Consider the following 25,506-nt stretch of genomic DNA (forward strand, 5'->3'; position numbering starts at 1 on the left):
CCGATGCAGGCTCTGTCACACCTCGCCCAGGACGTCGCGTCGGCCAAAGAGCAGGGGCGCTACCGGACGTACCTGAATCTGGAGCGCCGCGCCGAGACGGCCCCGCGGGCCGTGCTCCACGCCGCCGACGGTCCGCGCGAGATCACCGTCTGGTGCTCCAACGACTATCTCTCGCTGAGCCACCACCCGGCGGTCATCGACGCGGTCGCCGACGCGGTGCGCGGCGTGGGCCTGGGCACCGGCGGCGCGCGCAGCATCTCGGGCACCAGCACCTTCCACGAGGACCTGGAGGCCGAGCTCGTCTCGCTCTACGGCAAGGAGCGGGCGCTGCTGTTCAGCACCGGCTTCGCGGCCAACGACGCCACCCTGTCGGTGCTGGGCCGGCGCATACCCGGTCTGGTGATCGTCTCCGACGAGCTGAACCACGCGTCCATCATCCAGGGCGTCCGCAACAGCGGCGCGCAGAAGAGGATCTTCCGCCACAACGACACGGGCCATCTGCGCAAGCTCCTGGAGGAGACGGACCCGGACGCGCCCAAGCTGGTCGTCTTCGAGTCCCTGTACTCCATGGAGGGCGACTTCTCCCCGGTCCGGGAGATCGTGGACGTCGCCGACGAGTTCGGCGCCCTGACCTACCTGGACGAGATCCACGCGGTCGGCATCTACGGCGAGGAGGGCTCCGGCTACGCGGAGGAGCGGGGCGTCCGCGACCGGATCACCGTCTTCCAGGGCGGTTTCGGCAAGGGGCTCGGCGGGGCCGGCGGTTACATCGCCGGGCCGGCCTCGGTCATCGACAGCGTGCGGACCTTCGCGGCCCCGTTCGTCTTCAGCACCTCCGCCCCGGCGCCGCTGGTGGCCGGCGCGCTGTCCGCACTGCGTCTGGTCCGCCACGACTCCACCCAGCGGGACCTGCTGCGGGCGCGCGCGTCGGAGCTGAAGGAGGCGCTGGCCGCGCGGGGCATCCCGGTCATCTCGCGGGACAGCCACGTGGTCCCGGTGCTCGTCGGCGACCCGCACCGCAACAAGGAGGTCAGCGCGCTGCTCCTGGGCGACCACGGCATCTACGTCCAGCCGGTGAACGCGCCGACCGTGCCCGCGGGCACCGAGCGGCTGCGCGTCACGCCCACCTCCCGTCACACGGCCGAGGACGTCCAGGCGTTCGTCGAGGCACTCGACGCCGTGTGGTCGGCGGCCGGTCTTCCCCGCAACCGCTGATCGCACCGGCCGGCGGCCGTCGCCCCGGCACGAGTGCCGGAACGGCGCTCGTGCCGGGGCGACGGCCGAACCTGAACACAAGATTCCAAGGATTCCCGTGAAAAACGCAACCCCGCCCGTGCTCTGGCTGCTAGCGGTGGGCGCCTTCGCCATCGGCACGGACGCGTTCGTGATCGCCGGTGTGCTGCCGGAGATCGCGGACGACCTCCGTGTCTCCCCCGGTGCCGCCGGTCAGCTGATCACCGTGTTCTCCCTGACATACGCGCTGTCCGCCCCGGTCAGCGCCACGATCACCGGCCCGCTGTCCCGCCGGACCGTACTGGCCTGCGGGCTGGGGGTGTTCATCCTCGGCAACGTGATCTCCGCACTGGGCGGCTCCTACGGATGGGTCGCGGCGGGCCGGTTCGTCGCCGCGCTCGGCGCCGCCTCGTACACGCCCCAGGCTTCAGCCGCCGCCGCGTCCCTGGTCCCCGAGGAGCGCAGGGGCCGGGCACTGGGCATCGTCATCGGCGGCCTGACCGTGGCCACCGCGCTGGGGGTGCCGATCGGCACCTGGATCGGCGGCCTGGCGGGCTGGCGGGCCACGCTGTGGGCGGTCGCCGCGCTGGGCGGGGTCGCGCTGCTGGGGGTCCTGATGCTGCCCAGGCTGGCGCCCGCGGGCAGGCATCCGCTGGCCGAACGGCTCGCGGGCCTGCGCAGTCCGGCCGTCCTGATCACCCTGTCGGTCACCCTGCTCGCCGTCACCTCCGAGCACGTGGTCTACACGTACATCGGCCCGGTGCTCCAGGACGCCACCCACGGCGGGCGGGCGCTGTCGGTGCTGCTGTTCGTCTTCGGCGTCGGCGCCGTCGCGGGCAACGCCATCGCCGGAATCGTCACCGACCGGCTGGGCAACCGGGCGGTGCTCCTGCTCGCCGTCGGCGGCATGGCGGTGGACCTGGCCCTGCTGCCGCTGTGGTCCGGGTCCCTGATGGGGGCCGGCGTCGCCCTGTTCGTCTGGGGCGCCACCGGATGGATGTACCTCGTGCCCCAGCAGCACCGGCTGCTTTCGCTCAGCGAGGCGAGCGGCCCCTTCACCGTGGCGCTCAACAGTTCGGCCCTGTACCTGGGCATCGCCATCGGCGGCGCGGCCGGCGGCCTCCTCGTCAACGCCTGGGGCCCCGAGTCGACCGCCGTGCCCGCCTTCGTCCTCGCGGCCGTCGCCGTCACCGTCGCGGCCCTCACCTACGGACGTCCGACCCCCACCGGTCCGGTGCGGGAGACACGCAGTGCTCCCGCGCGGCAAGGAGTTTCCGACGATGACTGACCGACCTGCCGACGACCCCGTCGTCATCACCGGGATAGGCACCCTGCTGCCCGGCACCGGATCGGCCGCGGAGTTCTGGCGGCACGTCTCGGGCGGGCGGTCCCAGATCGGGGCCCTCACCCGGTTCGACGGCCCCGCCGAGGGGCTGCCCGTGCACGCGGCGGCCGAGATACGCGACTTCGACCACACCGCCCGCCTGCCCGGCCTCGCCCCCTCCCACGCCCGCAAGTACAGCCGGGAGATCCTGATCGCGATGTCCGCGCTCGTCCAGGCCCGCGACGACGCGGGCCTGGCCCAGGGGGACGTCGATCCCCGGCGGCTCAGCGTGGTCTTCTCCTCGTCGCGCGGCCCGCTCTCCTGGTGGCAGCCGGTGCTGCGCGGCGAGGACCCGGCTGCGTACGACGACAAGGGCGCCATGTTCCGCGGGCTGCCCGGCACCCCGGCCAGTCTGGCCGCCATCCACACCGGGGCGCAGGGCCTCGTCACGACTGTCAGCAACGCCTGCGTCGGCGGCCACCAGGCGATCGGCCTGGCCCTGCGGGAGTTGCGGGCGGGCAGCAGCGACGCCGTCCTGGTCGGCGGCCACGAGTTCCCCATCCTGCCCGAGGTGGCGCACTGCTACCGGGCGCTGGGCAACGGTGTGCTCTCCACGGAGTGCGAGGACCCGTCCCGCGCGGTGCGCCCCTACAGCGCCGACCGCGAGGGGTTCGCCCTCGGCGAGGGCTCCGTGGTGCTGTGCCTGGAGCGGGAGTCGACCGCCCTGCGGCGCGGGGCCCGGGTGTACGCCCGTGTCCTCGCCCACGCCTCGATGAACGAGGCCGAGCACCCCACCACCATGGACCTGACCGGCAAGGTCACCGCCGGTCTGGTGGTGGAGGCCCTGGACGAGGCCGGGCGCCGCCCGGACGAGGTGGGCTACTTCTGCGCCCACGGGACCGCGACCCGCTACAACGACCTCGCCGAGAGCCGGGCCCTGCGCGCGCTGTACCCCGGCCGCGGCCCCGGGGCGTTGCCCCCGATCAGCTCCAACAAGCCGATCTACGGGCACACCTTCGGTCTGGCCGGGATCATCAACGCCGCCTCCACCGCTTTGATGCTGCACCACCAGCGGCTCGCGCCGACGATCAATCTGACGACGCCCGACCCGGAGTGCGACCACGACCACGTGGCGGAGGGCGCCCGTGACACCTCGTTCGATCTCGCGGTGTCCATGTCGTTCGCCTTCGGGAGTCAGACGTCCGTGCTGGCGATGGGGGCGGCGGCCTGAGATCCGCGCCCCGGGCCACCCCGGCGTATCCCTCGGCGGGACGTACCACCGACGGGACACGCCGTCAGCGGTGCCCGTCAGATGGGCGGAGACCGCCACGTTCGCGGTGCGGGCACCCAGTCCAAGGTGCCGCCGCGGGTGATCGGGCGAGGCTCGGGGCGGCCGGGTTGCCGTGGTCCGTGCACCTGTTCCGGGTCGGACCACCCGCACCGGACCGTCACCGCCTCCAGCGGGAACCACCGCCACTCCACCAACCACCAGGTCGTCGTCGACGCCGACGGCGGCGACCGGGACACCGGGGCACCGGCCTGACCACCCCGCACCACCGCCGGCCCGGAAGGAGGACCACAGCACCTCCCACCGCAAGGCCCGCACCCGCGTCGAGCACCCCCTCGCCCGCATGACGAGCCGGAGGATCCCGCGCGGCTGCCGACTCAGAGGCGCAGGCGGGCCGCACCGAGCCGGGCACGGGAACGGCCCCGTCGACGACCCCGCGCGGCACGGTGCACGGTCGATACGGGCCCGGGATCACGCGGATCGCGCCCGGCAGCACGGCAGCACGGCAGCACGGCAGCACGGCAGCACGGCGAAAGGGGATCAGCGTTCGTCGTCCCGCAGGGCGCGGATGTACCGGCCGGGCGTCTGCCCGTACTCCTTCGTGAACGCCACGACGAAGGCCGACGAACTCGCGTATCCGACGCGGCGGGCGACCGTCGCGACCGGTTCGGCGCCCAGCAGCACGCGGGCAGCCCGGAGCCGGAGCCCGGTGCGCCAGTGGGTGTACGAAGTGCCGAACTCGCGCAGGAAGTCCCTCTGCAGGCTCTTCACGCTGATGTGGAGCCGTGCGGCCCACTCGTCGAGCCGGGTGGCGTCCCCGGGGTCGTGGGACATCAGCCGCGTGACGGCCAGCGCGTGGCCGTGACCGAAGGCGCGCGGATCGGCGACGTCCTGAGGAGACGGACGGAGATCCGCCAGAATCCGCTGCCGTGCGGTGAGCGCCTCGCTCTCCCCGAAGCCGGGGGAGGCGATCGTCTCGATGAGCCGGGCCGCCTGCTCTCCGACGGCCACGGGGCCGATGCGCAGTTCGGCCAGTGCTTCGGGCACCTGACGCAGACAGATCCGGTACACGGTCTGCCGGTCGGCGGCCCGCACCTCGTGGTCGACGGCACGCTCGGACCACAACGCCTCCTGCGGTCCCACGAAGCCGCGGTGCCGGCCGTACACGGTCGACAGCACGCCGTCCGGCGACCAGTAGAGCTGGTGAAGGAAGTCCTGGCGGCTCGTGCCGAACTCCAGGGCCCCGGCGGAGCGGTACCGCAGCACGAGGATACCGGCGGGGTCGCCGAGGCCGTAGGCGTACTCGTCGCAGCGGACCGGATCCGTACGGCCGGGTCCTGTGATCGACATGAGGTGACCTCTCATCGACATCAAACCGATTTTAAGTAAGGCTAACCTAACTGAATCGCCCGGAAGTTCCGGACGATTCGGCCCCTGTTCGCACCACTTGTGCATCCCTAAGGAACGCCCTCATGTCCTCTCGCCCCTCGCGCCGTGTGTCACGCGCTCTCATCGCCGGAGCGGCGACGCTCCCGATCGCCCTGCTGGCCGGCTGCGGCACGTCCGGCTCGGGCTCCGGCGGGAAGTCCGGTGAAACGGCCAAGACCCGTGTGTTCGCCGCCGACAACGGCAGGGTCGAGATTCCGGTCGATCCCAAGCGGGTCGTCGCCACCGGCTACGCCGTCCCGGTCCTGATCGAGGCCGGTGCCGATCTGGTGGGCATCTCCACGTGGGACCGGGGCCTGGCGATGATGGACAAGGACGACCTCGCCACCTACAAGGGTCTGAAGAAGGTCGCGGGCGCCCTCGCGGCGGAGACGAACTACGAGGCCATCGCGAGCACCAAGCCGGACCTCATCGTCATCGGGGTGCCCAAGCCGGTCATCGCCGACATCGACGTCAAGCGTCTGGAGTCCATCGCCCCCGTCGTGGCCATCGGCCCCACCGTCCCCTCAGCCTGGCGTGACCTCTCCAAGCGGCAGGCCGACGCCGCGGGCAGGCTCGGCCACTTCGAGAAGGGCCGCGCCGCGTACGAGAAGAAGGCGGCCGAGTTGACCGCGAAGTACGCCGGGGCCCTCAAGGGGGTGGACTTCGGCCATGTCGGGGCCTACGGCGATGTCGCCAAGGGGACCTTCCACCGTGAGTTCGGCCAGTCCTGGGGCACCAACATCGCCCAGGACATCGGAGTGACGTACTACGGCCGGGTGAAGGAGAAGGGGGGCGGCTCGCTCGACGTCAGCGAGTTCCCCTCCATCGAGGAGCTTCCCGCGAGCCTCGCCGACGCGGACGCCATCACCTACACCGTGGAGGACGACGGTTCGGTGAGCGAGCCCGTGCAGTACGTGCTCGACTCCGAACTGTGGAAGAACCTGCCCGCGGTCAAGGCCGGAAAGGTCTTCCCGCTGGCCTTCACCGAAGCCGCCACCTACGCCTCGGCGGTCAAGACGCTGGAAGCCACCGACAAGGCGCTCGCGCCACTGCTCGACCGATGAGTATCGAACGCCTCAATCCGCGCGAGAGGGTCGCCGCGCACCACCGGTCGGGCAGCGGCACCGTGCGGATCGGCTATCCGATCGGCATACGCACCGTACCGCTGCTCCGCAAGGAGCGGGTGAGCCCCCGCATGATGCGGCTCACCCTCGGCGGCACCTCCCTCAACGGCTTCCACAGCTACCAGGCCGACGATCACGTCATGATCCTCTTCCCCGATCCGGACGGCACCCTCCGGCTCCCGGTCAGCAACGACCGGCTGATGCTCGACTGGCCGCGCCCTCTGCCCACCGCCCGGAAGTACACCGTCCGGCGGTTCGACGCCGAATCCGGCGAACTGGACCTGGACTTCGTGCTCCATCCGGGCGGAACCGCGTCCGAGTGGGCCCTCGCCGCCGAACCGGGCGACCCGGTCGCGATCGCCGGACCACCGGGAGCGAAGGCGTTCCCGCACACCTACGACCACTATGTCTTCGCGGTCGACGCCACCGCGCTCCCGGCCGCCGCGCGCTGGCTCGAGGAGTCCCCGTGTGAGGTCTCGGCCCACTTCGTGATCGAGACCGAGCACGCAGACGAGCACGCCTATCCGCTCGCCTCGCGCGCCGGAGTGGAGTTCACCCGGCTCGTACGGGAGGAGAACCGCTCCCTCCTCGCGGCCGCGGTCGAGGCCCTCGTCCTTCCCCCGACGGGCGTGTTCCTGTTCGCCGCTGGCGAGGCCGATGACATCAAACCGCTGCGTGCCTGGGCCAGGGGTCGGGTCGACGCGCTGTTCACGGGGTACTGGAAGCGCGGTGTCGCCGGCCTTGATGACTGATCCACCCGGCCGGGCGCGCACGGGCGCTTCCGCGGGAACACCGAGGGACACGGGCCCGGTCGGTGAGCCGGAACCGTACGAGTCCGGGGCTCCACCGGTGTCCGAGAGCACGGACGAGGCCGGTCGGACGCGGGGGTCCGGTGGCACCGGGCCAGGGGCGTGCCCGCAGGAAGCCCCGCACCCGCAGGGTTCCGGGTCCCCGGAGGAGCACGGGGCCCCGGGCGGAGCCGCGTTCGGTCAGGCCGGGCCGAATCCTCGGGAAGGGGAGACGCCGCGGGGAGCCGCGCCCCCGTGGGAAGGGGCGCACCCGCGAACGGCGGCGCTTCCGCGAGAAGACGGAGAGGCGCCCCCGAAGGACGGGCCGCCCCTGGAAGAAGCCGTCGCCCTGCCCAGGACCGCGTTCCTGCTCGCCGCTCTCGGTCTGCTCGCCGTCGTCGCGGTCGCGAGTGTGAGCATCGGATCCCACACGGTCCCGCCCGCCGAGGTGTGGCGGGCCTTCACCGGGTACGCCGGCACGGACGACCATCTGATCGTCCGTGGCATCCGGGTGCCCAGGACGATCCTGGGGATCTGCGCGGGCGCGGCCCTCGCCGCCGCGGGCGCGCTGATGCAGACGCTGACCCGTAACCCGCTGGCCGAGCCGGGCATCCTCGGAGTGACTGCCGGAGCCGGGTTCGCCATCACGCTCGGCACGGTGTTCGGGCTCGCGGGCTCCCAGGCCGGACAGCTGGGGCTCGCGCTCATCGGTTCACTGCTCGCCGCTCTCGTGGTCCAGGCCGTCGGCCGGGCGGCTCCGTTGCGACTGGTCCTCGCGGGCGTCGCCCTCAGCTCCGTACTCGCGGGGATCTCCCTGGGGCTGCGGCTGACGCTGCCGGACGCCTTCGACCACTTCCGGTTCTGGGCCGTCGGCTCGCTGGCGGGCCGCGAACAGCTCCCGCTCACGCTGCCGGTCCTGACGATCGTCGTGGCCCTGGTCTGCGCGATGGCGCTCACCCGGCCGCTGAACGCCCTGTCGCTCGGGGAGGACGTGGCCCACGCGCTCGGTATCCATGTCGTGCGCTCCCGGCTGACCGTACTCGTCGTCATCACCCTGCTCGCGGGCGCGGCGACGGCCGTGGCCGGACCGATCGCCTTTCTGGGGCTGATGGTTCCGCACCTGGTCCGGCGGCCGGCGGGCGGATCGGTGCCGTGGCTGATGGCGTACTCCATGGTCCTGGGGCCGGTCCTGCTGCTGGTCTCGGACATCGCGTCGCGGGTGCTGCTCAGGACCGGTGAGGTGCCGGTGGCCGTCGTGACCGCGTTCATCGGCGCTCCGGTGCTCATCTGGACCACCCAACGCCATGGGGCGAGGCCACTGTGACCAGCACGAACCCTCCCTCGACACCCATTCCCCCCGACGCCCTCGCCCCGTCCGGGCACGAGGAGTCCCGTACGCCGTTCGGCCTCGAACGGCGTACGGTCCTGGGCGCGACCGCGCTCCTCGGGGTGCTGCTGGCGCTCTTCATGGCCGGACTCTGCCGGGGCGACACCTGGAGCACCCCGGCGGAGGCACTGCGCGCACTCGCCGGGCAGGGAGAGTCGGTGATCGTCGTCCGGGAATGGCGACTGCCCCGCACCACCGCAGCCTGTGTCTTCGGCGCGCTGCTGGGCTGCGCGGGGGCCGTCTTCCAGAATCTCACCCGTAACGCGCTCGGCAGCCCTGACGTGATCGGCCTCGACACCGGGGCGTACACCGGCGCGCTGGTCTCGATCACGGTGTTCGGCGGAACCGCCGCCCAGCTCGCCCTCGGCTCGGTCGCGGGCGGACTGCTCACGGCGACGGTCATCCTGCTGCTGTCACTGCGATCGGGACTCAGCGGCCTGCGGCTCATCGTGATCGGCATCGGTGTGAACGCGATGCTCACCGCCCTGAACGCCTGGATCGTGCTCCGGGCCGAGCTGGACGTCGCCCTCGCCGCGTCCGGCTGGAGCGCGGGTTCCCTCAACGGGATCGGCTGGGACGACCTGACCCTCCCGCTGGTCATCGCCGCGGCGCTCGCGGGCCTGCTCGCCGCCGTGTCCCGCGCCATGCACCAGACCGGGCTCGGCGATGACCTCGCGGTCACCACGGGAGTCAGCCTGAGCCGGCACCGGCTCCTGACGATCGCGGCGGGGGTCTGCTGCACCGCCACCGTGACCGCGGTCGCCGGTCCGATCGCGTTCATCGCGCTCGCCGCGCCGCAGATCGGACGACGCCTCACCAACGCGCCCGGAGTGCCGCTGGCACCGGCGGCACTGACCGGCGCGGTGCTGCTCCTGGCCGCCGATCTGATCGCACAGACCCTGATCGCCCCGATCGCGCTGCCGGTCGGCGCGGTGACGACCGCGATCGGCGGTCTCTACCTTCTCTGGCTGCTCATCAAGGAAGTCAACCGACCGTGACCGAGCCCGACGTCCCGACCGAATCCCCGATGACGACCCGAACGGCAGCCGCGACCGGCACCGGGACACCGGCCGCCGGTCCGCGACTGACGGCGCGTGACCTCACCCTCTCCTACGGCGACCGGACGATCTCCACCCACCTCAGTCTGGACGTTCCGGACGGCGCGTTCACCGCCATCGTCGGCGCCAACGCCTCCGGGAAGTCGACCCTCCTCCGCGCCTTCGTCCGGCTTCTCAAGCCGTCATCCGGCGCGGTGTTCCTCGACGGTCGCGCCATGGAGACGTACCCACCGAAGGCACTCGCCCGGCAGATCGGCTTCCTTCCGCAGGAACTCACGGTCCCGGAGAACCTGCTGGTACGGCAACTCGTCGCGCGTGGACGTTTCCCGCACCGTTCGGCGTTCTCCGTCACGACGGCCGCCGACGCCCGGGCCGTACGGGAGGCGATGGCTGCGGCCGGTGTGACCGAACTGGCGGACCGTCCGGTCGCGCAGCTCTCCGGAGGCCAGCGTCAGCGGGCCTGGATCGCGATGGCGCTGGCGCAGGAGACGCCGTACCTGCTGCTCGACGAGCCGACGACGTACCTGGACCTCGCCCATCAGTACCAACTGCTGTCGCTGCTCGCCGCGCTGCGCGACAGCGGTCGCACCGTCATCGCGGTGCTCCATGACATCAACCAGGCATGCCGGTTCGCCGACCACCTCGTGGCCATGAGGGACGGCCGCGTCCATGCGGAGGGCCGGCCCGTGGACATCGTGGACACGGTTCTGATCGAAGAGGTCCTCGGCCTGCCGAACGTGATCGTCCCGGACCCGGTGACCGGAACTCCACTGGTGGTCCCGGCCGCCTGACACCATCGCGTCCCGCCTCGCCGGGCCGCTCGTGGACCACGGCTGGGCAGCCGCCGCTGCCCAAGTCATCGCTTCCGGTCCCTTGTGAGCGTGCGCAGGCATGCCGGCTGGACGGGAGGACCGCACAATTGACGTTTCCCCGTGGTCTCGGACACGTGATCGTTGTGCCGCGAGGGCGTGCTGGTGCCGCTGCCTGGTCTCGGTCGGGGTGAGGTAGCCGAAAGTCCGGTGCTTTCGCAGGCGGCGGCGGTTGCAGGAGGTCTCGATGAAGGAGAAGACCTCGGCTCGGGCGGTGGCCCGGTCGGGCCGGACACGGGTGCCGACCTCCTCCTTGAGCAGGGCCCAGAAGCTCTCCGCGGCAGCGTCGCCGAAGCGTGATCCGGTGCGTCCCCAGCTCTGCCGCAGCCCCAACTTCCCTGTTCGGTCCCGGAACTTGGCTGAGGTGCCTTCACTGCCGCGATCGCTGTGGATCGCGCGGCCGGACTCCAGGCCGCCCCGGCCGCGGGCCATGTCAGGAGCGTCGACGACGAGTCCGGCGCGGTGGTGACCGGCCGTGGCGTGGCCGACGGCCTCGCGGGTGGCCAGGTCCGGCCAAGCGGGCGAGGTAGAGCCAGCCTTCGGCGGTGGGCAGGCAGGTGATGCCGCCGGCCGGCCCGGTGCCGGGCCGCTCGGTGTGGAAGCCGCGGCCGATCAGGTCCGGGGCCTGCTTCGCCTTCGCGTCCGGCCGGGTCGGTGAACGCCTCTTGCGCCGGGTGACACCGCGGATGTCGCGCTCACGCATCACACGGGCGACGCGTTTGCGGTTCACCCGCCGGACCGGACGGCGCGGTTCGGCGTGGATACGCGGGACACCGTAGGTGTGCCGGGAGGCGATGTGCACCGCGGTGATCTCGTGCGCGAGCGCGTCGTCGGCGGCCTGCCGGGCACGGCGGACAGCCTCGCCCTCGCGCCGGGCGTAGCAGGAGGAGCGGGCGGGTTTCAGCACCCGGCACGACAGAACGATCGGATGGTTCGCCTCCTCCGCATGGATCAACCAGGTACAGCCACCACGACACCGCCACCGCGTTCGCCGACTCCTGGCAGGGGCCGACTCACGGACGGGACAGACCGCGAACACGTCGTGCGCTGGTGCCGTGAGTTCTGCGTCGACGTCGGGGAGCAGTCCTCCATCGACTTGATCGACGCCGGCTCCTGGGAGGACTCGCGCTTCGGCGACCGGCACTTCACCTTCTGGGAGACTCCGGACGGCATCCCCGTCTCGATGGCGGCCGCGACCTCGGTCATCGGCAGCATGGCAAGGATCGATCCCGTCTACACCCCGGCCCACCTCCGAGGCCGCGGCTACGCGGGCGCCGTGACGGTCGAGGTGAGCCGGGCAGCGCTCGCCGCGGGCGCGACGGACGTCGTCCTGTTCACGGACCCGGACAATCACACCAGTAACGCTCTCTACCAGCGCATTGGGTATGTGCACGTCGCCGACTTCGCCGGGTACAAGTTCTCCTGAAGCGCACCACAAGCCGGGTGAGGGCGAGATCGGCGCACACCTGCCATGTATCGGCTGTGACCGCCGCGAAGGCGCTGACGAAAGCGGTGGTGGGCACTCGCCCGTCACGGCCGGCCGGGTGGAGGCGTGGCGGGCGAGGAAGCTGATGTGGTCGTACTGGAGTGGGGAGAGCCGGGCGAGCAGTTCGTCGGTGACGGGGAAGCCGTCGGCGGCCAGTTGTGTGACGGCGGCGTCGATGCAGAGGCTGTTGCACAGCACCACCGCGTTCAGGGCCGGTCCGAGGGCGCCGAGCTGGCCCTCCATGCCCTCGCGGTACTGCTGGCGCAGTTCGCCGCGCTGCCCGAAGAAGGTCCTGCGGGCGAGTAGACCTCCATCACCATGAGAAATGCTTCCTGCCCGACCCCTGCCGGGGCCGGCATCAGAGGTGTCCACCACTCGGGGAAAGGTCCCGTGCCGTCCTACTCGGCGCGCACGGTCCGGATCCGCTCGGCCGGCATGGCGTCGGCCCGCTCGCGCGCGGCGCGGGCCGCACGGTGTGGGAGCGCGGCGCGGCGACCGGGTCGACGGCGAGGCGCGGCACTCGGCTGCAGGCGCGGCAGAGGGTGTCGCTCGGGGGGCGGTCGAAGTCGTCCGGGTGGAGGGGCAGGGTGTCGCAGACCATGCGGCACCGGCCGGAGGGCTCCTGGCGGGCGGTGTGGGCGACGCGACCGCCGTGCAACCGGACGCTCCTGTTCTCCTGCGCTGCTGTGCGTGGCACGACGGCCGTCTCGTCGCGGATGACGACCGGCGGCTGGTCCGAGGTGGCCGGGTGAGCGGCGGCGGAGATGTGGTCGGACGAGGTGGTGGCCATGACGCCGTGCGGTGCGGCGGGCCCTGGCCGGTCGGGCGAGCGGTGCACCGGCGCTGTCCCGGCTCGGTGAGGTCTTCCGGTACGTCGATGATGCCGCCCGGCACGCTGATACCCGGGTCTCCACAGGCGACGGGATGAAAGCTCGCGAAACTCGCCACGTGAGACACACTCTCAATGTACGGCGAGAGGCTCGATGCATCCTTTTTCCGGAAAGTGCCCGTTGCCCTTGACCCATTCCCGTGCACTACTCACCGCACCGGAAATGCATGCGGATTCACCAACGTAGACTCCAAAAACACTTCCGTCGAGCGGCCTGGTGGCGGCCGCGCCTGTGACGAGGTCATTGACTTCGGCACGTTAAGGGGGCAGCGATTCCCTCAAGGACGGGCAGCAGCCCCTCGGGGGAGATCCGCCCATTTTGCTGTTGCATCTTGAGAGCAGCCGTGGTCACACCAGCCACAGCAAGATCATCTCACCCGCGACCAGTAGTTACGGGACAACGCTTAGGCAGACGATCTGGCGCGGATCTTCACGGCGCAGGGCGCCCGAGAGGGAATCGTCTCGGGCGCCTTCGGGGGATGCGTCGTCCCGACAGGCTCGGGTCGGCGCGTCACTTCAGTGCGGAGGGGGCCCCACCGTTCACGCCGGCCTTGCGGGCCGCGGCGATCTTGGCGGCGGACGGCTCGGTCTTGGTGAACTCGTCATGGCCGACCAGCGTCGACTTCCACTGGTCGGCGGAGGTGGTGCCGGACGTCAGCAGCCACTGGGTGCTGATCCGCGGGTTGGAACCGCCGAAGTACTGGCCGCTCCAGGTGGTCGCGGAGTGGGCGTTGCGGTAGTCGTTGCGCCAGGAGACGGTCCAGCCCAGTGCCGTGCCGTGGTCCGGCGCGGGAAGGGTGTCGTAACGGCCCTTCACCACGTACTGGTTCTCGGCGTTGCCGACCGCCGAGTCGTATGTGCCGGTGAGATTGCCGTTCGCGTCCGCGGTCACCGTGAAGGTCGAACCGAGTTCGTTGTACCAGGTACCGCTGAGGCCGGTCACGGCGGTGGCCTTCGCCGCCTTCGTCTTGGCCGTGCCCGCGTCGGCGGAGGCGTTCGCGCCGAAGGCGACGAGGGCGAGCGAGGCGGCCACGGCGGCAGTGAGCACGGTCTTTTTCTTGTGAGACACGAATTCTCCCCTGATCAGTGTCCACGAGACTGATGAGCGACATGGTGACGCCCGTGGTTCAGTAGCCTCTCCCAATCTCCGCAGACCTCGACAGTGAAATTCCGGACTTCCTTGAAGACGGCATGGGATTACGGGAGCGCCACTCGTGTCCCTGGGCCGGTGTGCCGGCCCGGGCGGAGGCAGGGCGGCCTCTGCCTCGTTCTTCGTGGTGGGCGCGGCAGGAGCCGCGAGATCGCCGTCGGCACCGGATTCGGACGCAAGACTGTTTCCGGCTGAACGGAACAGGAATTCACGGAGGCGGAAAACAGCGGCAAGAAGAATCCGTGTTCAATAATGATCCGCGATCAATGGTGATTCTTTCCAGAGAGAAAGATCCAGCTCCTTTCGATGGCCCGTCGCGTTCGGTGGTCGCACGCGGGCAGCCCCATCGGATTGGGGAAGGGGATGTCGCCGGAGGCCGGCACCTCTCCGGCCACCGGCCCGAGCAGGGCGAGGACACGCCCCACCCGTCCGGCCCGAGCACCTCGTACGGGCGCGCGACCGAGGCGTCCGTGCGGGACTCGACCTCGCAGCCGTCTTGGCCCTCCGCCGTCAGCACGGCCACACTGTCGAATTCGGTCACGAGCCTGTTGGATGACCGAAATCAGTGCAATGGTGACATCGACGGTGACCCTCGGTACGGAACCACCGCCCTATCCAGGCCGCCTTGGCGCGGGCGGCGTCGGCCCTCCCGGCCTCCCCACGGGAGCGCCGACGCCTGCCCGGCCCGCCCGTCCTGATGACGTGGCGCCGAGCGGGGAAAGCACGGGGGCCACCCGGTCTTCCCGGCAAGGCCCGCGGCGACATCGCCCAGGCTCAGGAGTGCGCCGGGCGGGGCGGCGCCACCGTCCCACGCGGGAAGGTCATCGCGGAGCTGAACTTCGGTTTCTGGCGCTTCCTGCTGGCACGCCAGTGCAAGACCAGCCTGTGGCCCGACCTCGCGGGCACCCTCCTCCGCGCCCCAACCGTGCCCTGCCCCGGCGCGAAGCCGCCGCGTAGGAGGCGTCAGCCTCGCGGCGACGACCGACGCGGCCCTGCTCGATCGGGGACGGCGCATTGTCCAGGACGACATCGGCCTCAGGAAACGTCCTGCTGGACAGCTCGCGCAGCGCGGCGGTATGCCACTCGACCGCCCTCCGCAATCCCCGGGTCGACTCCACTCGGGACGGCACGACGACCTCCTGGTGGGCGGAGATCGCGCGGCGGTAGCCGTCCGAGGCGGTCTCACGGGTGCACGGCGGCCCGGCGGGCGCGGCCGCGGGCTCCGGGCCGGAGTCGGCCGGCTCAGGCACCGGCACCGGCACCGTGCCGGGTGCCAGAATCCGCAGGGTGCGGATGACCATGTGCCCCGCCGACTGGTTGGCAGCCGCGATGATCCGGGCCTTCGTTGCCAGGCCGATGACTCCGGGCACACGGTGAGCCGGCGCCGTACGACACGGCGGTGACATGCCCGGTGGGCTCGGGGCGATGGCCACCCATTGCTCGCGCAGTGTCCCGTCGGCGGGTGGCCGCCGGACCCCCGCAGCACAAGCGTCCTGACGCACCCGGCAGTGGCGCCCCCGTCCCCTCCGTCGCACGGCCACACGCCGGTGCCGAAGCCGACACCGACGCCCCACCCCGCCCCGTACGGGGACCGACGGGCGGGGCGACAGGAAACGGGGCGAGTGTGCCGAGGCCGGAGTGACGGAGCACCGTCCCCGAGCGGCGCCCCGACGGCACCTCGTCCGAACCCCGCCATGACCCCGCCATGACCCGGCCCCGGTACCAGTCCCGGCTCCGCGGATGGACGCGGAGGGCCCGGGCGAGGACACCCCCTCGCCCGGGCCCGTCTCACACCGCCGTGTAGCCGCCGTCCACGACGTGGTAGCTGCCGGTGACGAAGGAGGCGTCGTCGCTGAGCAGGAAGGCCGTCATCGCGGCGACCTCGTCCTCGCGGCCCAGCCTGCCCAGGGCGTGCTTGGCGGCGACGCCCGCGGTGACCTCGGCCGGGAGTTCGGCCAGCAGCGGGGTCGCGATGAACCCCGGGCCCACGGCGTTGACCCGTACGCCGGACGCTCCGTAGTCGGCACCGGCGGCCTTGGTGAGGCCGACGACACCGTGCTTGGAGGCCGTGTAGGCGGGGTTCTCGGGGACGGCGACGGCACCGGCGATGGAGGCCATGTTGACGATGGCGCCGCCGCCGGAGGCGATGATCGCGGGGACCTGGAAGTGCAGCCCGTAGGCGACACCGCTGAGGTTGATGGCGATGAGCCGGTTCCAGTCCTCGATGCCCAGATCGGCGATCGGCAGGTTCACCCCGGGGATTCCGGCGTTGTTGACGGCCAGGTGCAGACCGCCGAACCGGTCCACCGCCGTGCCCACGGCGCGTTCGGCGTCGGCCGGGTCGGCGACGTCCTGGGCCATCGCCAGCCCCCTGCCGCCCGCCTTCTCGGCCAGACCGATGGTCTCCTCGGCACCGGCGAGGTTGATGTCACCGGCCACGACCACGGCACCCTCGCCGGCCAGGCGCAGTGTGATCGCGCGGCCGATCCCCGAGCCCGCTCCGGTGACCAGAGCGACCTTGCCACTGAATCGCATGTAGATTCACCCTTTTCTACATATATCTATATTAGTGATCGTAACGCTCTATCTCACCTTGCAGAGTGACCCACTGGATCTCGGTGAAGGTGTCGAGGTTGGCGTGGGGACCCCCGAAGCGGCCGCCCGTCCCGGATGACTTGGTCCCGCCGAACGGAGCGACCGCCTCGTCGTCGACGGTCGCGTCGTTGATGTGGACCGCGCCGGAGGCGATGCGGTCGCACAGGCCGAACGCGGCGTGCGGATCGCCGGTCAGGATGGAGACGGACAGCCCGTACTCGGAGGCGTTGATGATGTCGAGGGCCTCGTCGACGTCGTCGTAGACCTGTACGGGGGCGACCGGGCCGAAGATCTCCTCGGTCCACGCCGGATTGTCCGGCGCCACTCCGGTCAGGACCGTCGGCCGGTAGTACAGCCCGTCGTACTCGCCCCCGGCGACTAGGGTGGCGCCCCCGGCGACGGCACCGGTCACGAGGGCGTGCACACGGTCGCGCTGCCGCTCGTCGATGAGGGGGCCCAGGGCGTTCGCCGGGTCGGCCGGGTCGCCGACCGGCAGCCCGGCGGCCCTCTCGGCGAGGGCGGCCACGTACTCGTCGGCGAGGGAGCGGTGCACCAGGTGCCGTCCGGTCGTCATGCAGATCTGGCCCTGGTGCAGGAAGGAGCCCCAGGCCGCGACGGAGGCCGCGGCCCGGACGTCGGCGTCCGGCAGCACCAGCATCGCGTTGTTCCCGCCGAGTTCCAGGTGCACCCGCTTGAGCAGCGGTGCGGCGCTCCCGGCGATCCTGCGGCCGGCGGCGGTGGACCCGGTGAACGAGAGGCACGGCACCTCCGGGTGGGCCACCAGGGCCGCGCCCAGTTCGCCGCCGCCGGGAAGCACGTGGAGCAGGCCCTCGGGCAGGCCCGCCTCGTCCAGCAGCGCCGCGAGCGCGAGGCCGCCGGAGACGGAGGTGCGGGGGTCGGGCTTGAGCACCACCGCGTTGCCGAGGGCGAGCGCCGGTGCCACCGATCTCAGGGCGAGGATGGCCGGGAAGTTGAAGGGCGCGATGACGCCCACCACGCCGAGCGGGACGCGACGGGCCAGGGACAGGCGGGGCTTGGCCGAGCGCAGGATCTCGCCCGACGGGTGCGAGGCCAGCGCCGCCGACTCGCGCAGTTCGGAGACGACGAGTCCGGTCTCGAACCCGGCCTTCGCCCGTCCCGAGCCGGACTCGGCGACCAGGATCTGCATGAGGCGGCCGGGGTCGGCCTCCAGGAGGGCCGCGGCCCGGTGCAGGACGGCGGCCCGGACGGTGTACGGCGCGGCGGCCCAGGCGCGCTGGGCGGCGCGCGCGCTCTCCACGGCCTGGTCCAGGTCGGCGGTGGTGGCACCGGCGACGGTGCCCAGGACCCGGCCGGTGCCGGGGGCGGTGACGGTGAGCGGGTCGCCCGACCCGGTCCGCCAGCCGCGGGAGTAGAGCCTGCCCTCCCAGACGGGGCTCTCGGTGGTGTCCTCGGTCATGGAGACTCCTCGGCGCTCGTGGGGCGGATGGTGACGGGGCGGATGGTCACGGGGCGGCGGGGTCGGGCATGCGGACGACGGGCTTGATGACGTCGCCGCGGCGGCTGGCCTCCAGGGCTCCCTCGATGTCCTCGAAGTCGAAGGTGTCCACGAGTTCGTCGAAGGGGAACCGGCCCTGGCGCCAGAGGGCGAGCAGGGCGGGAATGAGCCGCTGGGAGTCGCCGCTGCCGCCGAGGGTGCCGACGATGCGCTTGCCGAACAGGGTGCGGAAGTGGTCGGCGCTGAAGGCCGCCCCGGCCGGCGCGCCCCCGATGAGGATGGCCGTTCCGAGCATGCCGACGGTCTCGACGGCCTGCTCGACGACGGGGATGACGCCGGTGCAGTCGAGCGCGAAGTCGGCGCTGCCGCCGATGATCTCCCGCACCGTCGCGACGGTGTCGGGGGTGGAGGAGGCGTCGACGACGTGGGTCGCGCCGTAGCGGCTCGCGAGGGCGAGCCGGGAGTCGTGGACGTCGACGGCCACGATGGTCGTGGCCGGGGTGTTCCTCGCCGCCATGACGGCCGCCAGGCCGACCGCCCCGGCCCCGTAGACCACGATGCTGTCCCCGGCGCGGGGCCTGGCTGTGTTGAGCACGGCGCCCGCGCCGGTGACGATGCCGCAGGCGAGCGGGCCGGCGATGTCGAGCGGGACGTCGCGGGGGATGACGACGGCCTGTCCGGCGAGGGCGAGGGCGTGGGTGGCGAACGAGGACTGGCCGAAGAAGTGGCCCGAGACGGGGGTGCCGTCGAGGCGGCGGTAGCCGGAGGTGCCCGCCTTCTCGCCGGTCAGGCGCACGCCCCCGACCAGCGCCGGGGCGATGCCGAGGCAGTAGCGCGGCTCGCCCTCGCGGCAGTTGCGGCACTCCCCGCAGGAGGGCCAGCCGAGGACCACGTGGTCGCCGGGGCGGGGGCTGGTGACGCCGGGGCCGACCGCCTCGACGACGCCCGCTCCCTCGTGGCCGAGCACGCCGGGCAGCGGCATCGGCATGTCGCCGCCGCGGGTGTTGGCGTCGGTGTGGCAGACGCCGGAGGCGACGACGCGGACGAGGATCTCGCCGGGGCCCGGGTCGTCGATCTCCAGGTCGGTGCAGGTGAAGGGGGCGCCGACTTCCTCGACGACGCTCGCGCGGATCCGGATGGTCATGGTGCGGGGTCTCCTGCCGTGGTTGGGGGCGGGCGTACGGGGGCACGCCCGCCGGTGGGGAGGGGTGGGCGCTCGGTCAGGCGGAGGGGGCGGCGGCCGGACGGACGGCGGTCTCGAAGCCGCGGAAGCCGTCGGCGGCGATCTCGTCGAGGCGTGCCTGGTAGCCGCCGATCCCGCCGAGGTAGGGCAGGACGGCGCCGGCCTTGCCCGCGATGTTCGCGCCGTTGTACCAGGAGTCGGCGAGGGGGAAGACGGTCCCCGCCGCGACCTCGGCGGCGTGGGCGGTCCAGCGCTCCTCCGCCTCGGGGGTGGCCTCGATGACGGCGTGGCCGTGTTCCGCGGCGTGGGCGAGGAGCTTCGCGATGAACTCCACGTGCTGTTCGATCGCCACGAACATGTTGCTGTTGACCGAGGGGCTCAGCGGCCCGGTGATGGTGAACAGGTTCGGGAACCCGGCCACCATGACGCCGAGGTAACTGGCCGGGTGGGCGTCCCACTTGCCGCGCAGGGACGCTCCGCCGCGGCCGTGCGGGTCGATGCCGCGCAGCGGTCCGGTGATGGCGTCGAAGCCCGTGGCGAGGACGACGACGTCGACGTCGTGGTCGGCCGCGGCGGTGCGGACGCCGGTGGGGGTGAAGCCGATGAGGGGAGTCTCGCGCAGGTCGACGAGTTCGACGTTGTCCCGGGTCAGGGTCTCGTAGTAGTCGGTGTCGACGCAGAGGCGGCGGGCGCCGACCGGGTGGTCGGGGATGAGCCGTTCGGCGAGTTCGGGGTCGCCGACCCGCTCGCGGATGCGGTCGGCGAGGAAGGCGGCGACGACGTCGTTGGCCCTCTTGTCGACGATCGGGTCGTTGAACGTCGTCAGCAGCTTCATCGGGCCGCCGTAGTCGAAGGTCTTCCGGTAGGCGGCCTGCGCCTCCTCCTCGGACACGTCGAAGGTGGACACGTCGGGGTTGCGGGTGTCCACGCCCAGGAGGGTGGTGCGGGCGGTGCGGCGGCGCTCGGGGTAGCGGGCGACGGCGGCGGTGAACTCCTCGTCGGTGAGCGTCCGGTTGTGGGCCGGGACGGAGAAGCTGGGGGTGCGCTGGAGGACGAACACCTTCGCGGCGTCCTGTGCGACGAGCGGGGTGATCTGGATGCCGGTGGAGCCGGTGCCGATGACGGCGACCCGCTTCCCGGTGAAGTCGTATCCCCCGGCCGGCCACCGCGCGCTGTTCAGGACGGTGCCGGTGAAGTCGTCCTGTCCGGGGAACCGGGTCCGCTTCGGCGCGGAGAGCACGCCGGTGGCGGCGACCACCCAGGTCGCGGTGGTCTCGCGGCCGTCCGCGGTCCGCACGCGCCAGGTGCCGTCGGCCTCGTCGAAGTCCGCGGCGACCACGTCGGCCCCGAGGCGGATGTCCCGGCGCAGGTCGAAGCGGTCGGCCACGTGCTCCAGGTAGGCGAGGATCTCCGGCTGGGTGGCGTACTTCTCGGCCCAGCGCCACTCGCGCTGGAGGTCCTCGTCGAAGGAGTAGGAGTAGTCCAGGCTCTCCACGTCGCACCGGGCGCCCGGGTACCGGTTCCAGTACCAGGTGCCTCCCACGCCGTCGCCGCGCTCCAGCACGACCGCGTCCAGGCCCATCCGCCGGCAGGTGTGCAGCATGTACAGGCCGGCGGCGCCCGCGCCGATGATGATCACGTCGTGCCGGCCGGGGGTGGTGTTCTCCGTCATGTCACGCCTCCCCGCGCCCGGCGGCCGCTGCCGCGACGGTCGCGCCGACGTCCGCCAGGACCTGTGCGCTCTCGTCGACGGCGAACCAGAACAGGGCCCAGTCGTGGACCATGCCCTCCCAGACCCGCAGGGTGCCGCCCGCGGCCTCGGCGACGCGGACGGCGTCGTCGTGGAGGATCTCCTCGCTGCCGACGTGCACGGTGAGGGGCGCGAGCCCCGACAGGTCGGCGAAGACCGGTGAGGCCAGCGGTTCCCGGGGGTCGGTGTCCCCCAGGTAGACGCCGGCCGCGTGCAGGAGCTGGCGGCCGGAGAGCAGCGGGTCGCGGTCGGCGCGTTCGGTGACCGAGGCGCCCGAGCAGGTCAGGTCGGCCCAGGGCGACAGGGCGACCGCCGCGGCGGGCTGGGGGGTCCCGGCGTCGCGGGCGGCGAGCAGGACCGCGAGCACCAGGCCGCCGCCCGCCGAGTCCCCCACGACCGTGAGCCGGTGGGCGCCGACCTCGTCCGCCAGGGCCCGGTAGACGGCGGACGCCTCCTCGACGGCGCCGGGGAAGCGCTTGTCCGGCGCGAGCGTGTAGTCCGGGGCGAAGACGGCGCACCCGCTCTCCCGGGCGATGCCGCCGATGATGCCGAGGTATCCCCCGGGGTCACCGGCGACGTAGGCGCCGCCGTGCAGGTAGAGGGCGCCTATGGCGCCGGATCCGTCCTCGGGCCGGACCAGCAGCCCGGGTACGCCCGCGACCTCGTGCGGTCGGACGGTGATCCCGTCGGGGACCGGCAGGCCGGCGAGGAACGCGGCGAAGTCCTTCCGTGCCTTCTCCGGCGGGTCGGAGAAGTCGGGGGCGGAGCCGCCGGACTCGGCGGCCGCGGCGAGCAGGGCACCGAGTTGCTCAGCGCTCATGGGGAACCTCCGCGTGTCAGGGCCGTCTCCATGACGGCTCTCACATGCTGGCGAGGAGGGTGGGGCCAAGGCTTGAACCTGTCTGCACAGCGGATTGCCGCACAGCGCACGGAACGACCGGCCGGGGGCGGGTTTCGGGCGTCGGGCGTCGGCCGTCGGGCACCCGGCATCGGACGGTGGGTGCGGGGTGCCGGGTGCCGACATCGGACGGTGGGTGCCTGGTGCCGGTCGTCGGCGAGGGGGTGACCGGAGGCCGGAGGCGCGGCGGAGGACGGCGCGGGACCGGGCGGCGGCGTCCCGCCACGCGCGGCGGTCCCGGCCCCGGGCGCGGGGGCCCCGGAGGCGCGGCGGGGGTCAGTCCGGGGGCGGGAGCGCGGCGGTGCGGCGGAACGCGCTGGGGGTCACGCCATAGGCGTCCTTGAAGGCGCGGGTGAAGTGCGCGCCGTCGGAGAACCCCCGGCGGGCGGCCACGTCGGCGATGGCCAGGTGGGCCAGGTGCGGGTCGGCCAGGTCCCGGCGGGACGCCTCCAGCCGCTGGGCGCGGACGAAGGCGGAGACCGTGGTTCCGGCCGAGCTGAACAGGGAGTGCACGTACCGGGGTGACACGTGCAGGGCCTCCGCGATCGCGCCCGGCGAGAGCGCGCGGTCGTCCAGGTGCTCCCGTACGAACATCTGCGCCCGCTCGGTCAGCTCCGCGCGGTGGATCCGCGCCTGCGGCAGCCGGGGGCCGAGCTGGGCCTGGAGCAGCGCGGAGAGGAGTTCCACGGTGGTGTGCGCGACCCGGCGGCCGGCCGCTCCGTCGAGGACCGGCAGGTTCCGTGCCAGGCCCGACAGATAGGGGACGACCAGTTCGTCGAGCGCGCCCGCGTCGAACCGCGCGGCCGACAGCTCGGCGAGGTCGTCCGGCCGCAGACCCAGCCTGCGGCCGGGGAGCATCAGGATCAGGCAGTCGAAACCGCCGTCCCCCAGGATGTCGTAGGCGCGGGCGGTGTCGACGAGCCCCAGCCCGCCCGGTTCGAGGACGACCTCGTGTTCGTCCTGCCGGAGGACGGCGACGCCCTCGACCAGGGCGAACACCTTGACGGGTCCGCTCTGGGGCCCGGGTGCCCCGGTGTCCCCGGCCACCCGCCGGAACTCGTGGGTCGTGGCCTCCACCCGGCTCAGCAGCAGATCGTCGATCCGGCGGGCCTCGATGCCGCCGGAGAACCGGGTGCGGGGCGCCGACTCCAGGACGACGGGGCGGTACAGGGAACTGACCGTCGAACTGAACGTCTCGGGGCGGCTGAACCGCAGGTGACCGCTTGCCGGGGGCGGCGTGTTCGGTGCCGGCGCCATCACACTCCCTCGTACCGGTACACCCCCGTGTGGCCCGTGTCACTCCCCTGATCCTATGGCCAGAGGAATCCACCGGGTCAAGGAGGTCCCACCCGGCATCCACCAGGCATCCGCTCGGCGGAGGAGCGGCGTGGCCGGACGATGCGCCGGACCCCCTTGGTGCGCACGCCCTGGTGCGGGGGTACCGTATCGCCGCCGACCGGCCTCCGGCCCGCTCGCGCCACCGCAGGGGCGGGGCCCAGGTACCGTCGCGGGGGCGCCGCCCGCCCTCGGCGCACGGGGGGAACCGGTCGTCGACGGCGGCGCGCGGTACGGCCGTGGTGAGCCGGGCGCACCGGCCGCCCCGCCCGGGAACCGGTCCGGTCCGCCCGAACTCCCCCTCGGGTTCGGTCAGTAGACGCTGAGCCCGTACGCCGCGAGCCACGGCGTCACCGGCTGGTAGTAGGTGGAGCCTCCCGCCGCGCAGTTGCCGCTGGCGGCGACGATCACGCCCAGTGCCGTCCCGCCGGAGAAGGCGGGGCCGCCGATGTCCCCGGCGTCGGCGCAGGCGTTGGACCGGAACAGCCCGGTGACGGTGCCGCCGCCGTAGCTGATGGTGACGTTCACGGCCTGGACCGTCCCGCAGCGGTATCCGCTGACCCTTCCGGCGTGGCAGACCGTCTGGCCCACGACGGGACTGCCCGCGCCGGTGATGTCGAGGGTGCCCGCGCCGCCCAGGGAGACCTCGCCCGGGTAGGCGGCCGACGTGTTGGTGTACCGGATGCTCGCGTAGTCGTTGCCGGGGAACCGCACGCCCGCGGTGACGCCGACACTGATGGTCAGGGCCGGATCGGCGTACCAGGTGGGGCCGCCCCGGGTGGCGCACTGGCCCGTCACCAGCGCGTACGTGGCGGAACCGGAGCGGGCGTTGAAGCCCACGGTGCAGCGGGCGCCGGGGCTGTAGAGGGCGTCCCCGCCGCGCACGGTGACGGCCGCCCGCTGCCCGGCCCGGTCCCCGGCACCCTGCGCCGCGCGGGCGGACCCGCCGTCGGCGGCGTACCAGCCGAGGAGCATCGCCAGGACGACGACGGCCCTCAGCGCCGTTCGCCGGGCGCTCGGGGAACGTGAGGGGATCATGACGCCTCCTATGGCATGCACCTGTCGCCATGCTGGCGCCTTCCGCGCCGGCCGGTCAGACCGAAAACCGCCAACCTCGCACGGGGATCCGGTCCCCCTCCGCGCAGGCGCACCGGCCCCCTCCGGGTGCGCGGGAAGGCCCCTCGACACCTCGCGCGCGGTCCGCGCACGGGCCGCCCCGCCGGACACCGGGGCCGCCCCCCGGCACCCTCACCACCGGAAAGGCGTCCGAGCCCCGGCCCCCGCGCCACACGATCCCTCGCCTCGGCGACGGGCGGACCGGCCCTCCGGCGGCGAGGGCGGCACCGGCCCGGCGCTCCGCCGAGCCGACGAGACCGGATGCCGAGCGGCGCGGGACTGGCCGGTATCCCTCTCCCGCGCCCGACGCCGTGCGTCTACGGTCCGGCGGGAGGGGACGGGCGGGCGGCCGTCCCCGGGAAGGGCTGCCGATGGACCGCACGGGGCACCGGCCGATGCCGCCGGCGGCCGTACCGGCGACACGGCGGCGGGACGGCGAACGGGCCGGTTCCGCGCGCCCGTCGGACGGGGGCGCACGCGCGGCGCGGGTGCGGGGGCCGACCGGCCGCCCCTGGGGCCGGTCATGGGCACCGACCGGGACGAGGTGTGGCGCCGGTGCGTGCGGCTCGGCCGTGTCCTGCTGGCGCTGGTGGACCGGGAGCCGTGGCGCCGGGAGCGCCGCCACGAGGCGCTGCGGGCATGGGGCGTGGACACGGGGACGGGCGAGGGACTCATCGGGATCTGCGCGGCCCCAGGGTCTTTCGTTCGGGTCAGGCCCGGACCCCGCGAGCCCGGCATGATCCAAACGAGAGGCCCCGGCAGCGCACTCCCTCGCGAAGGCCGCCTCGGTGTCCTCGGAGGGGTTCGGGGCGCTGACCGTCACCGCCGTGGCCGGGGCGGCGGGCGGCAGCCAGGACTTCGAGCTGCTCGCCGGAGCCCCGGACCGCTTCGCCGACGCGCGCGACGAACGCGCCGTGACGCTCCTGCGCGTGTGCTCCTACGCGGGCGACCGGCACGCCCTGCCGGCCTTCCGGCTGGCCCAGGAGCCCGAAGGGCCCTGACGGTCCTGGCCGCGCGGTCACCCCAACGGCCCCTCACCTGCCGGGACGTGCTCCGCATGGCCGACGGGACGGACCCGGCCGGATGATCCGCCCGGCCCCCGCGGGACCAGGTCCCCCGGCCGTCGCG

General features: G+C 72.8%; 19 protein-coding genes and 3 pseudogenes. 10 read left to right on the forward strand and 12 right to left on the reverse strand.

Annotation, left to right across the window (positions count from 1 at the left end):
• Positions 1–3: 3 nt before the first annotated feature.
• The 3 genes from hemA (at position 4) to ACZ7LB_RS25545 (ending at position 3,788) form a co-directional block, all read left to right on the forward strand.
• A complete protein-coding gene (gene hemA / locus ACZ7LB_RS25535) occupies positions 4–1,215 on the forward strand; it encodes a 5-aminolevulinate synthase (protein WP_471471520.1) in 1,212 nt (403 codons plus the stop codon).
• 97 nt (positions 1,216–1,312) lie between these two features.
• A complete protein-coding gene (locus ACZ7LB_RS25540) occupies positions 1,313–2,521 on the forward strand; it encodes an MFS transporter (RefSeq protein WP_471471521.1) in 1,209 nt (402 codons plus the stop codon).
• Positions 2,514–3,788, forward strand: coding sequence for a beta-ketoacyl-[acyl-carrier-protein] synthase family protein (locus ACZ7LB_RS25545; protein WP_471471523.1), 1,275 nt, complete (start codon positions 2,514–2,516; stop codon positions 3,786–3,788). Before ACZ7LB_RS25540 ends, ACZ7LB_RS25545 begins: the two co-directional genes overlap by 8 nt.
• Before the next feature lie 597 nt (positions 3,789–4,385).
• Here ACZ7LB_RS25545 and ACZ7LB_RS25550 read toward each other — a convergent pair.
• The gene (locus ACZ7LB_RS25550; RefSeq protein WP_471471525.1) at positions 4,386–5,216 is read right to left on the reverse strand and encodes a helix-turn-helix transcriptional regulator; all 831 of its coding nucleotides are present in this window, start codon (positions 5,214–5,216) and stop codon (positions 4,386–4,388) included.
• 101 nt (positions 5,217–5,317) lie between these two features.
• Here ACZ7LB_RS25550 and ACZ7LB_RS25555 point away from each other — a divergent pair, with 101 nt between their 5' ends.
• The 5 genes from ACZ7LB_RS25555 (at position 5,318) to ACZ7LB_RS25575 (ending at position 10,421) form a co-directional block, all read left to right on the forward strand.
• Positions 5,318–6,337, forward strand: a complete 1,020-nt coding sequence (locus tag ACZ7LB_RS25555) for an ABC transporter substrate-binding protein (RefSeq protein ID WP_471471527.1) — start codon at positions 5,318–5,320, stop codon at positions 6,335–6,337.
• Positions 6,334–7,149: a siderophore-interacting protein gene (locus ACZ7LB_RS25560; protein WP_471471529.1), complete on the forward strand. Its 816-nt coding sequence runs from the start codon at positions 6,334–6,336 to the stop codon at positions 7,147–7,149. The genes ACZ7LB_RS25555 and ACZ7LB_RS25560 overlap by 4 nt, the downstream gene beginning before the upstream one ends.
• Before the next feature lie 367 nt (positions 7,150–7,516).
• Complete coding sequence (locus ACZ7LB_RS25565; protein ID WP_471471626.1) at positions 7,517–8,509, forward strand: FecCD family ABC transporter permease; 993 nt, start codon at positions 7,517–7,519, stop codon at positions 8,507–8,509.
• Positions 8,510–8,652: 143 nt separating this feature from the next.
• The gene (locus tag ACZ7LB_RS25570) at positions 8,653–9,570 is read left to right on the forward strand and encodes a FecCD family ABC transporter permease (RefSeq protein ID WP_471471627.1); all 918 of its coding nucleotides are present in this window, start codon (positions 8,653–8,655) and stop codon (positions 9,568–9,570) included.
• 29 nt (positions 9,571–9,599) lie between these two features.
• Complete coding sequence (locus tag ACZ7LB_RS25575) at positions 9,600–10,421, forward strand: ABC transporter ATP-binding protein (protein WP_471471628.1); 822 nt, start codon at positions 9,600–9,602, stop codon at positions 10,419–10,421.
• A gap of 435 nt (positions 10,422–10,856) precedes the next feature.
• Here ACZ7LB_RS25575 and ACZ7LB_RS25580 read toward each other — a convergent pair.
• Positions 10,857–11,006: pseudogene (locus ACZ7LB_RS25580) on the reverse strand (IS3-like element ISRhosp1 family transposase); the annotation flags it as partial.
• Positions 10,933–11,406 (reverse strand): IS3 family transposase, encoded by a 474-nt coding sequence (locus tag ACZ7LB_RS25585; protein ID WP_471471629.1) that lies wholly within the window; start codon positions 11,404–11,406, stop codon positions 10,933–10,935. The pseudogene ACZ7LB_RS25580 and the gene ACZ7LB_RS25585, both read right to left, overlap by 74 nt.
• A gap of 63 nt (positions 11,407–11,469) precedes the next feature.
• Here ACZ7LB_RS25585 and ACZ7LB_RS25590 point away from each other — a divergent pair.
• Positions 11,470–11,925 (forward strand): annotated as a pseudogene (locus ACZ7LB_RS25590) (GNAT family N-acetyltransferase); the annotation flags it as partial.
• Positions 11,926–12,120: 195 nt separating this feature from the next.
• Here ACZ7LB_RS25590 and ACZ7LB_RS25595 read toward each other — a convergent pair.
• The 9 genes and pseudogenes from ACZ7LB_RS25595 to ACZ7LB_RS25635 all read right to left on the reverse strand — a co-directional run.
• Positions 12,121–12,228, reverse strand: a pseudogene (locus tag ACZ7LB_RS25595) (hypothetical protein); the annotation flags it as partial.
• Positions 12,229–13,385: 1,157 nt separating this feature from the next.
• Positions 13,386–13,943 carry an avidin/streptavidin family protein gene (locus ACZ7LB_RS25600; protein WP_471471531.1) on the reverse strand — a complete coding sequence of 186 codons (558 nt, stop codon included), beginning with the start codon at positions 13,941–13,943 and terminating at the stop codon, positions 13,386–13,388.
• Positions 13,944–15,812: 1,869 nt separating this feature from the next.
• The gene (locus ACZ7LB_RS25605; RefSeq protein ID WP_471471533.1) at positions 15,813–16,559 is read right to left on the reverse strand and encodes an SDR family NAD(P)-dependent oxidoreductase; all 747 of its coding nucleotides are present in this window, start codon (positions 16,557–16,559) and stop codon (positions 15,813–15,815) included.
• Positions 16,560–16,590: 31 nt separating this feature from the next.
• Complete coding sequence (locus ACZ7LB_RS25610; protein WP_471471534.1) at positions 16,591–18,057, reverse strand: aldehyde dehydrogenase family protein; 1,467 nt, start codon at positions 18,055–18,057, stop codon at positions 16,591–16,593.
• A gap of 46 nt (positions 18,058–18,103) precedes the next feature.
• A complete protein-coding gene (locus ACZ7LB_RS25615; RefSeq protein WP_471471535.1) occupies positions 18,104–19,240 on the reverse strand; it encodes an NAD(P)-dependent alcohol dehydrogenase in 1,137 nt (378 codons plus the stop codon).
• A 76-nt stretch (positions 19,241–19,316) separates the two neighbouring features.
• Positions 19,317–20,951, reverse strand: a complete 1,635-nt coding sequence (locus tag ACZ7LB_RS25620; RefSeq protein WP_471471537.1) for a flavin-containing monooxygenase — start codon at positions 20,949–20,951, stop codon at positions 19,317–19,319.
• Position 20,952: 1 nt separating this feature from the next.
• Positions 20,953–21,849, reverse strand: a complete 897-nt coding sequence (locus ACZ7LB_RS25625) for an alpha/beta hydrolase (RefSeq protein WP_471471538.1) — start codon at positions 21,847–21,849, stop codon at positions 20,953–20,955.
• Between the two features lie 354 nt (positions 21,850–22,203).
• A complete protein-coding gene (locus ACZ7LB_RS25630; protein WP_471471539.1) occupies positions 22,204–23,184 on the reverse strand; it encodes an AraC family transcriptional regulator in 981 nt (326 codons plus the stop codon).
• Positions 23,185–23,574: 390 nt separating this feature from the next.
• Positions 23,575–24,300, reverse strand: a complete 726-nt coding sequence (locus ACZ7LB_RS25635; RefSeq protein WP_471471541.1) for a S1 family peptidase — start codon at positions 24,298–24,300, stop codon at positions 23,575–23,577.
• 866 nt (positions 24,301–25,166) lie between these two features.
• On the opposite strand from ACZ7LB_RS25635, the gene ACZ7LB_RS25640 reads away from it, so the two are divergent.
• On the forward strand, positions 25,167–25,379 hold the full coding sequence (locus ACZ7LB_RS25640) for a hypothetical protein (RefSeq protein WP_471471543.1): 213 nt from the start codon (positions 25,167–25,169) through the stop codon (positions 25,377–25,379).
• Positions 25,380–25,506: the final 127 nt, after the last annotated feature.

Source organism: Streptomyces sp. NPDC107521 (assembly GCF_055598485.1).